The sequence below is a fragment of the Paenibacillus sp. Soil787 genome (assembly GCF_001429545.1).
GTDB lineage: Bacteria > Bacillota > Bacilli > Paenibacillales > NBRC-103111 > Paenibacillus_E.
Genome location: NZ_LMSP01000046.1, coordinates 46,838 through 55,610 on the forward strand (window position 1 = coordinate 46,838; position 8,773 = coordinate 55,610).

The window sequence follows — 8,773 nt, forward strand, 5'->3', positions numbered from 1 at the left end:
TTAACCCTAATTATGGCATTGAACGAAGCAATTGCAGAGTGAGCGTGACGGGGGTCTGTTCGATTTATGAGGACAATTTTAATCGTTGATGATGAAGAGAAGATTCGTGAAGTTGTTGCATCCTATTTACAAAATGAAGGATATACGACTGTTGAAGCCAGTACAGGGAACAAAGCGCTTGAACTTGTTCGCGGCGGAAATGTTGATCTTCTTATTTTGGATCTAATGCTTCCGGACATGTCGGGGGAAAATGTATGCAGAGCGATTCGGCAGTTTTCTCCTGTTCCTGTCATCATGCTAACAGCGAAAGTTTCTGAAGATGATCGCGTCCAAGGATTAACACTTGGAGCCGATGATTATGTTGTGAAGCCATTCAGCCCACGTGAATTAACGGCAAGAGTGAAAGCCATTTTACGCCGCGCCCAAGATGATACACTTCTTGCTGAAACCATTTCGTTTCAAGACGACGATCTTGTCATTCGGCCGATGAAACATGAAGTTTATAAAATTGGGAATCTGATAAGTCTGACTCCTAATGAATATAAATTGCTGCTAATTATGGCACATCATCCCAATCGAACCTTTACACGGGAGGAATTAATTGAAAAAGTGCTCGGTTTTGATTTTGAAGGAGATACTCGCTCGATCGATCAGCATGTCAAAAACCTCCGTCAAAAGATTGAATCTGATCCCAAAAAGCCTCAATATATCGTTACCGTCTTTTCCGTAGGTTACCGGTTTACGGGAGGCGAAGCATAATGAAAGGACTATACGCTCGTATCGTCATCGCATTTATTGGCGTAGCCTCCGGTGTTTTGCTCATTTCTACCATAGCGTTTATCTTAGAAACACACTACCACTTCTCCTTGTATCAGCACCAAGCTATGGATATGAACGCTCCAGCATTTGATACCCATTTTGAGCAGGCATTAGTACAGTCTGTTCTTTGGTCTGCCATTTTAGGTATATTGCTCTCGGTTCTGTTAAGTCTGTTTATTGCTAAAAGGCTCACAGCCCCGCTGATACATATGAAAAAGGTCGCAGAGCGAATGGCAAGTGGAGAACTTGGAGCAAGAACGACAGTCAAAGGCAATGACGAGATCGCCGATCTAGGCGGCTCCCTTAATCATCTCGCTGAACAGCTTATGCACCAAGAGCAATTACGTAAAACAATGACAGCTGATGTGGCGCATGAATTAAGAACGCCGCTTGCAACACTTAAAAGCCATATGGAAGCGATGATTGACGGTGTTTGGGAGCCCGCTCCCCAGCGCCTAGAGTCTTGTTATGAGGAAATTGAACGTTTGCGGTTCCTTGTTGGTGATTTAGAGCAATTAACGGAAATGGAGTCACCACATTTCAAGCTGAATTTGCATAAAGAAAATGTTTCAGCAATTGTTCATCGTAATACCGAAGCAAGCAGGGCTTCTTTTGATCAAAAGGGAGTTAACCTTTTTTTTGAAGGCTTAACAAACGTTGAAGCTACCTTGGATAAGCAGCGTTTGGGTCAAATCGTGGTGAACCTTTTAACGAATGCGCTAAAGTTTACACCCCAAGGGGGGAAAGTATCTGTTGAAGTGAAGGAAGAACAACACGCGGTGGTTATTATTGTATCGGATACTGGGATTGGTATGAATGAAGCTGATCTGCGTTTTGTATTTGAACGTTTTTACCGCGTAGAAAAATCCCGCGAACGTAAATCAGGAGGGAGTGGGATTGGTTTAACTATTGTAAAAAAGTTGGTTGAAGTACATGGAGGAACCATTCGAATGGAAAGTCGGGTCGGTGAAGGAACATCTGTAGAGATACATTTTCCTAAGATTTAGTACCGATCCTCACAAGATCTACACAAGTACCTTTTATAATAAGGTGATAAAAAGAGGAGAGACTTTGAGCTACGCTCAAAGCCCTATATTAGGAGGATACAATGAAAAAAGTAGCAATTTCAATTTTACTTACGGCTGCGATCTTAACGGCATGCGGAAAAGCAGGCAGTTCGATGGACCATTCTTCGCATAACGGAACGTCAGGATCAACGAATAATGCTGCGCAAGGCGGTACAGCGGGAATGGACCATAGCGGCATGGCCAAAGAGGCAGCTTCCACACAAGCAGGAAATGTCCAAGCCCTGTTTAAGCTTGCTGGTGATAAGACGATGCCGAACCAAGATACGACAATCTCGATTAAAATCCAGGATAAAGACGGCAAACCGATTGATAAATTTGATACTGTACATGAAAAACAGATGCATTTTATCGTTGTAAGCAAGGATTTGTCTTTCTTTAACCACATTCACCCTGATTATAAAGGTAATGGAGAGTTTACCGTCACAACACAATTTCCTACAGCAGGTGAGTTTAAAGTGATTGCCGATATCACTCCAACGGGTATGGGAGCAATGAATAAGAGCCAATGGATTACGGTTCAAGGAGACGTGCCTGCTCAAAAATCAATTGAACCTGATGCAACATTAACTAAAGTGGTGGACGGTAAGGAAGTCACGCTTTCGATTGATCACCTTATGGCGGGCATGGAACTAAACTTGAACTTCAATATTAAAGACGCTCAGTCGAAGCAGCCTGTAACAGACCTACAGCCTTACCTAGGAGCAGTTGGACACGTCGTAATCTTAACCCAAGATGCAGAAGATTATCTGCACGTGCATCCAACAGATGAAAAGGCGTCAGGACCGGATGCCAAATTTATGACGACGTTCCCGCATAGCGGCGTATACAAGATTTGGGGACAATTCCAGCAGAACGGTAAAGTATTTACCGTACCGTTTGTTGTAAAAGTACCGTAATAATGATAAATGCCCAGTTTTCTGAGAAAACTGGGCTATTATATACATTGGTTTCCAAAATGGGGAATTCTCATAATGAAAGGGAAAGCAAGAAGTTTTGTTTTACTCCCTATGATTTACCAGATACTGATCGCTCCCCATTCTAAAAAAGCCCATACTGCTGCCTCATCATCACCAACTTTTGTTCGATATAAGTTATCGCCTCTGGAGGTTCGATAATCTTGGCCGCTTCTCCAACTCCCCAAATCATTTCCGCATAAAACGATACCTTGTTCACCGGGATCATCATACGGATCGTACCACTTCCATCCTCATAGCGCTCAATGAACTCATTAAACCAGCCGTTCTCCTCGAGAGTCCATACTCCCATGGGTGTCAGGCTGAGGATCAGTTCCATTTTCTCCGATGCATTCAACTCGTCGACATTCCAATCGAAGATGGGTTTCTTGTCAACCTCATCCAAGCAGTCGAGCAAACCGTTCAAGCTGGCGGAGCGTACTCGATCCGCACGGAAGAGGCGATATCCTCTGCGCTCGAAGCAGTAGGCCGGGCAATACCTAGCCCTGACTAGCATAAGGACCGATCGGCTGAATGTCTCTTCTTTCGGCTCCCTTGCCCGCGTCATACTCGATAGTCACGTGTGTTTTCTTTCGACGAAGCCAAGGAGGCGTTCAGCTACTTCAAGGAGGCTTCGAATTTTGGTAAAGTAATTATTCGCCATCCATAAAGCGGAGCCCTTTCTATTCCTTTTGGGAAGAGTAAGGGCTCTCAGACAATGCGAGAAACGATGCGTAATGGGTACGGAGAAGTCCGACAAATGGTTTTGGAGGCTTTCCGAGTGATCGGTAGTCCGAATGCCGAGGAAAGCACGAGGTTGTTCCTTGCCCGGGGTATATTGTGCAACATTTCGGACGTACTGGCAATGAAGGGAATATGAGGATGAGTACGAGTTTTTCAAAAATAGTGATTGACCAATCAATAACATCGTGTTATATTGATTTCAAGTTAGTGATTGATCAATCACAAAATAAAAAAATGAGGTGGTTCTTTTGGAAAAAGCGATAGTAGTAGGAGCAACGGGAGGTACAGGTGCTTCGGTTGCAGAAGAGTTGGTTAAGCGAGGAATTCAGACGGTGGCTTTCGGGCGATCACGTCAGAAGCTGGAAGATCTTAGGGCTAGGCTGGATCATCCAGAGCATCTGACGATTGCCGTAGGTGATGCTTTCCGTTCGGATGACATCGTCTCCGCTTCGGAAGGCGCGGACGTCCTGTTCCATTGCGCTAACGTGCCCTATCACGAGATGGTAAGCAAGCTGATTCCTCTTGGCGAATCGGTGATGGAGGCAGCTGACCGGCTGGGCATAAAAGTAGTCGCGATCGACGGCATCTATCCCTATGGAAGAAGGCAGATGGCTCGGGCGACCGAGGAGCATCCCAAGCAGCCGCATACGAAGAAGGGCAAGACCAGGCTCGCTTACGAGAAGATGCTGTTCGATAAGCGGTGGAGCCGAGCTAAGGTCATGATCGTCCGCTTGCCGGATTATTACGGCCCCACGGCGAATGAGGCCTCTTATCTGGGGTCTACACTTGAAGCGATTGCGGCTGGCAAGATGGCATTTTTCATAGGCAATATGCGTGTCCCTCGCGAGTTCATCTACTTACCGGACGCCGCGTTCATGATCGCGGAGCTCGCAGGCAAGGACGATGCTTATGGGCAGAACTGGCATATACCTGGTGCAGGCTTGATCTCGGGCAAGGAGATCGTGCAAATAGCCCAGCAGGCTAGTGGAAGCGCCAAATCGGTTATTCCGCTGGGAAGAGTCGGGCTGTCTTTGCTCGGTATGGCTGTTCCAGTTATGAAGGAAGTCGTGGAGATGCTCTATTTGACCGAAGAGCCGCTTGTCTTGAGCGGGGACAAATACGAGCGATTGATCGGACCGACACGGGCGACCGCCTTCGAAAAGGGAATTACGGCTACGGTTCACTCGTTGCAGAGAAGAAAAGGCTCTCTTTAGCCTATGTATCGTAGGCGGATCATGTGGTGTTCATTTATCCGCTATGGTGGACGGGATTGCCTGCGATGCTGCAAGGGTATGTAGAAGAACATAATTTAATCGGTTGTAATTAATCAATCAATGTGAGGTATTGTTTTCCTAACATGGACATCGGTCTAGCTTATGCTCACTGGATGTCCATGTTTTGTAGTCACCTGGGGGGTTCAAATGGGTAGGTAAATAGGTGGCTTTTTGATGTATATGTGTATAATAGAGGTATGATATTTTCAAAGGTGGTCTATATACGATGATTAAATGCACACATTGTTCAAAAGTCACAGAACTTCAACTGCAGCGCTGCATCCGTTGTGGGAAAACCCTAACGTACACCGTTGCAGAAAAATTCGATATCCTAGCAGAATCCGTTGAACATGCGTTGAAGAAGGAGCTAGAAGCAAGAAGAAAGCTGAAGCATTAGATGGGCAAATAGATTTCTCATAGCCAGAAGGATGCTCTTTAACCGACAAATGTATGCWRAGAGAGCCGAAATGGACTTCTCAACGCCGGAAAAGTAGCAAAGTGTTGCTGTGAAGTCCAAAAAGGACTTCTCGGAGCCAGAAGGATGCTCTTTAACCGACAAATGTATGCWRAGAGAGCCGAAATGGACTTCTCACTGTCGGAAAAGTAGCAACGTGTTGCTGAGAAGTCCAAAAAGGACTTCTCAGAGCCATAAGGACGCTTGTTAATCGACAAATGTATGCTGAGAGGGCCACAATGGACTTCTCAMYGYCGGRAAAGTAGCAAAGTGTTGYTGAGAAGTCCAAAAAGGACTTCTCATAGCCAGAAGGAAGCTTGTTAAYCGACAAATGTATGCTGAGAGAGCCGAAATGGACTTCTCAMYGYCGGAAAAGTAGCAAAGTGTTGTTGAGAAGTCCAAAAAGGACTTCTCATAGCCAGAAGGAAGCTTGTTAACCGACATGTTTTCAATATCAATTCAGGACGTCACCTTTTGTAATTTAGCAGGATTGTTGATTTTGTAAGGTACCGGATGTTTCGAGAGCTTTTTCGCTACAATTTTACATTCGAACGAAAGCTTGTCCCCGATTTCTAGCTCCAATTTCTTAAGTGTGGCACTGTGGCTGGACCATGCTTCTCCGATTTCCATTTCAGGTTCTGTCATGGAAACAGCTTCGTAGATAACGACTTCATCTTCTGTATCAGAGAAATTGTTCGGTACCGTTGTAAATTCCTTTACTATAGCGATCATTTTCACTTTATCTTCGGGTAGTTGAAGTTTTGGAGCTTTTTCTTTTTTGGCCGCCTTCTCTTTTTTCGGCTCTTTGGGGGCCTTTTTAACTTCTTCAACACTAGCTTCTGCAGTATCCTCCACATTAGCTTCTACGGCAACTGGAGTATCTTCTTGCAAAGCCTCAAGCTCTGAAACTTCCGCCTCTGCGGCGTCAGCGGTTCCTGCACCTCTCTGGCTGTAATTGGCTGCTTGCATTTCCTTTAGGTAAGAGGGGTGGATGCAGTGCAGCTGTTTGTTGTCGAATTCAATGACAGCAGTCATTTTATCCACAAATCCAACAATGCCGCATGGCAGATTCATGCCGTTCCCCTTGTAGAAGAATGCCTTTGTTTTCGCTGCTTTCTCCGATAGCAAGCCCCATTCTTTACATTGTTCGAGCTGCTCGGTCTCGTCTTCGAAAGTGTTATAAGTTGGGGGTTGGATGGTAAACGCATGGACCATGAGTTGTCCGCCTTTCTATTATTTGTTAGAAGTATGTATCGCTAGTTATTCTAAGCGGTAATCGTCGGTTTTCTCGCCGTCTTCCCAAATCTCTACGAAAAGGGCCTCGCAGTTTTCAAAATCAGTCGGCTTCAGAGAAAGTGCTTTCTCCTCATCAGCGCCAACATAAACATTTTCCATTCCTTCGCCATCGAAAGAGAGGATAACATATATTTTCATATGCCATTATGCCTCCAGTAATTTGATATTGAACATTATAACACAATTGCGGAAATGTTCGCTTGATGAGCACATATATATGAATACAACCTGTTCTCCATATTGTAGTTGCAGCACTTTCATCCATCCGTTATGAGGGAATCGAAGGAGGAGGTTCGAGGGTGGCGATATTCGTCTTATTTATCATCGGATGTCTATGTGGGTTCTTATTATTTAGAAAAAATGTGATCACCGTCAGTCAGGATCAAGTTTCGAAAGATGTGAAGCTGTCCATTATAATCCCTGCCAGGAATGAAGCATGCAATTTGCCTTATCTTCTCCATGCACTGAAGGTCCAAACCCTGGAACCGTTTGAAATCATCGTTGTTGATGATTTTTCGGAGGACGATACGAAGGAAATTGCTGAAAGCTACGGGGTTAAGGTGATTAGCAACACGAGTCTTCCACAGGGATGGACGGGTAAAAACTGGGCTGTATGGAACGGATATTTGCATGCTTCGGGTGATCTAATTGCCTTTCTTGATGCGGATATTCGCTTAGCTCCACGTGCGCTGGAGACATTGGTCAAGGCGAGACATAAAGCGGGAGGAGTCATTTCTGTCGTTCCCTTCCATTATACGGAGAAGTTTGTTGAAAGACTGGCGCTGATCTTTAATGTGCTTGGTGTATTCGCTTTTACGTCCCCTTTTGAAAAGAAGAATCCGAAAAAAGGTCTGTATGGCTCCTGCATCTTAACGACTAGGGAAGATTATGAGAGAATTAAGGGACATCAAAGCATCAAGTCGGAAATGTTGGATGATTTGAACCTTGGGGCCACTTATAGGAGTGCAGGGATTCAAGTGACGAATTTTATCGGGCGTGGCCTGGTTTCTTTTCGTATGTATCCACAAGGGATCGAAAGCGAGGTTCAAGGCTTTGGTAAAGGAGCAGTCCTAAGCACGTCAAAGTTAAGTCCGGGCACGATCCTCCTTGTTGCCATCTGGTTTGTCGGACTGATTGCTTCTGAAACTTTTTTCCTATTTATCAACACCTCGTGGGCGCTGCCACTTTTCATCGGATATCTCTTATATATGATTCAGCTGTTTTATTTGATTAAATATGTTGGTGTATTTGGAATTATCATGCCTGTCTTGCATGTTCTCTCAACGTTATTCTTCATCTTCGTCATGCTGTATTCCGTTTATCAGGTCGTATTCCTTGGGCATGTTTCATGGAAAGGACGGCACGTTAAGGTAGGAAGCAGGAGGGGGCAATGACCATTGTTTGGACGGTTTGTGCCTTTCTCTCAGGATCTTTCATGTTTTCTTACTGGCTTGGCCTTATCGCCCAAAAAAACTTGAAGACGGTTGGTGACGGGAATCCGGGGGCTCTAAATCTGTGGAAAGCAGCTGGTTATAAGCTTGGTATTGTTGGTATTGCTCTTGACTTTTTAAAAGGATACCTTATCCTTCTTTTTGTAGTGGGGAATGAAAAAGTTCAAGGGTACGCCATTATTTCCGTCGCACTGGCTCCGATTATCGGGCATGCCTTTTCTCCATTTCTGAGGGGTAAGGGAGGCAAAGCAATCGCTGTGACCTTCGGTGTATGGAGTGCTTTATCCAATTTTGAAGCTTCTCTTGCTTTTGCCGTAGTTTTGGCCGTTTTACTGAGTGCAATTAAGGCGATCAACAGAGGAAAGTCTACATCGACTGAGGCAGACGGCTTGCAGGTCGTAGTCGGTTTTCTGTTAGTAGGTATCTATTTGTATATGAGGGATTACTCGAGTGCGATCCTTTGGGTATGGTTTGCGAATTTTCTACTGCTTGCATATACCCATAGAAATGAGCTTGCTGTTTATATAAAAAGATGATGAAAAATTAATAAAATGGATCTCGGCCTTGTTGCCGGGATCCATTTTTTTGTTCGTAGATAAGAATTTATATGTTTTGGGTTTGGGGTAAGCGAAGCTTACCCTTTATTTACCACAGAAGGTATAAGTTCTCGGTATCCCCAATAGGGATCTTTGGT

11 protein-coding genes are annotated in these 8,773 nt (G+C 44.7%); 8 read left to right on the top strand and 3 right to left on the bottom strand.

Annotated elements, in window-relative coordinates; translation table 11 throughout:
• Positions 1-66 precede the first annotated feature (66 nt).
• The 3 genes from ASG93_RS30270 (at position 67) to ASG93_RS30280 (ending at position 2,803) form a co-directional block, all read left to right on the top strand.
• Complete coding sequence (locus ASG93_RS30270) at positions 67-759, top strand: response regulator transcription factor (protein ID WP_056838285.1); 693 nt, start codon at positions 67-69, stop codon at positions 757-759.
• Complete coding sequence (locus tag ASG93_RS30275) at positions 759-1,826, top strand: sensor histidine kinase (protein WP_056838287.1); 1,068 nt, start codon at positions 759-761, stop codon at positions 1,824-1,826. The genes ASG93_RS30270 and ASG93_RS30275 overlap by 1 nt, the downstream gene beginning before the upstream one ends.
• Before the next feature lie 101 nt (positions 1,827-1,927).
• Positions 1,928-2,803: a hypothetical protein gene (locus tag ASG93_RS30280; RefSeq protein ID WP_056838289.1), complete on the top strand. Its 876-nt coding sequence runs from the start codon at positions 1,928-1,930 to the stop codon at positions 2,801-2,803.
• A 142-nt stretch (positions 2,804-2,945) separates the two neighbouring features.
• Here ASG93_RS30280 and ASG93_RS30285 read toward each other — a convergent pair whose 3' ends face one another.
• Positions 2,946-3,428, bottom strand: a complete 483-nt coding sequence (locus tag ASG93_RS30285) for a WYL domain-containing protein (protein WP_082615185.1) — start codon at positions 3,426-3,428, stop codon at positions 2,946-2,948.
• A 424-nt stretch (positions 3,429-3,852) separates the two neighbouring features.
• Between ASG93_RS30285 and ASG93_RS30290 the strand changes: the two genes are divergently transcribed.
• From ASG93_RS30290 to ASG93_RS35570, 3 genes are all read left to right on the top strand, one after another.
• Complete coding sequence (locus ASG93_RS30290) at positions 3,853-4,818, top strand: NAD(P)H-binding protein (protein ID WP_082615186.1); 966 nt, start codon at positions 3,853-3,855, stop codon at positions 4,816-4,818.
• 23 nt (positions 4,819-4,841) lie between these two features.
• The gene (locus ASG93_RS37345) at positions 4,842-4,931 is read left to right on the top strand and encodes an NAD(P)H-dependent oxidoreductase (protein ID WP_082615187.1); all 90 of its coding nucleotides are present in this window, start codon (positions 4,842-4,844) and stop codon (positions 4,929-4,931) included.
• 173 nt (positions 4,932-5,104) lie between these two features.
• Positions 5,105-5,275, top strand: a complete 171-nt coding sequence (locus tag ASG93_RS35570) for a hypothetical protein (RefSeq protein WP_156411102.1) — start codon at positions 5,105-5,107, stop codon at positions 5,273-5,275.
• 516 nt (positions 5,276-5,791) lie between these two features.
• Here ASG93_RS35570 and ASG93_RS30295 read toward each other — a convergent pair.
• Complete coding sequence (locus ASG93_RS30295) at positions 5,792-6,547, bottom strand: hypothetical protein (protein WP_056838295.1); 756 nt, start codon at positions 6,545-6,547, stop codon at positions 5,792-5,794.
• A gap of 45 nt (positions 6,548-6,592) precedes the next feature.
• Positions 6,593-6,766: a hypothetical protein gene (locus tag ASG93_RS36045; protein ID WP_164826796.1), complete on the bottom strand. Its 174-nt coding sequence runs from the start codon at positions 6,764-6,766 to the stop codon at positions 6,593-6,595.
• Between the two features lie 161 nt (positions 6,767-6,927).
• Between ASG93_RS36045 and ASG93_RS30300 the strand changes: the two genes are divergently transcribed.
• Both ASG93_RS30300 and ASG93_RS30305 read left to right on the top strand, forming a co-directional pair.
• Positions 6,928-8,022 carry a glycosyltransferase family 2 protein gene (locus ASG93_RS30300; protein ID WP_056838297.1) on the top strand — a complete coding sequence of 365 codons (1,095 nt, stop codon included), beginning with the start codon at positions 6,928-6,930 and terminating at the stop codon, positions 8,020-8,022.
• A complete protein-coding gene (locus tag ASG93_RS30305; protein ID WP_056838299.1) occupies positions 8,019-8,615 on the top strand; it encodes a glycerol-3-phosphate acyltransferase in 597 nt (198 codons plus the stop codon). The genes ASG93_RS30300 and ASG93_RS30305 overlap by 4 nt, the downstream gene beginning before the upstream one ends.
• Positions 8,616-8,773: the final 158 nt, after the last annotated feature.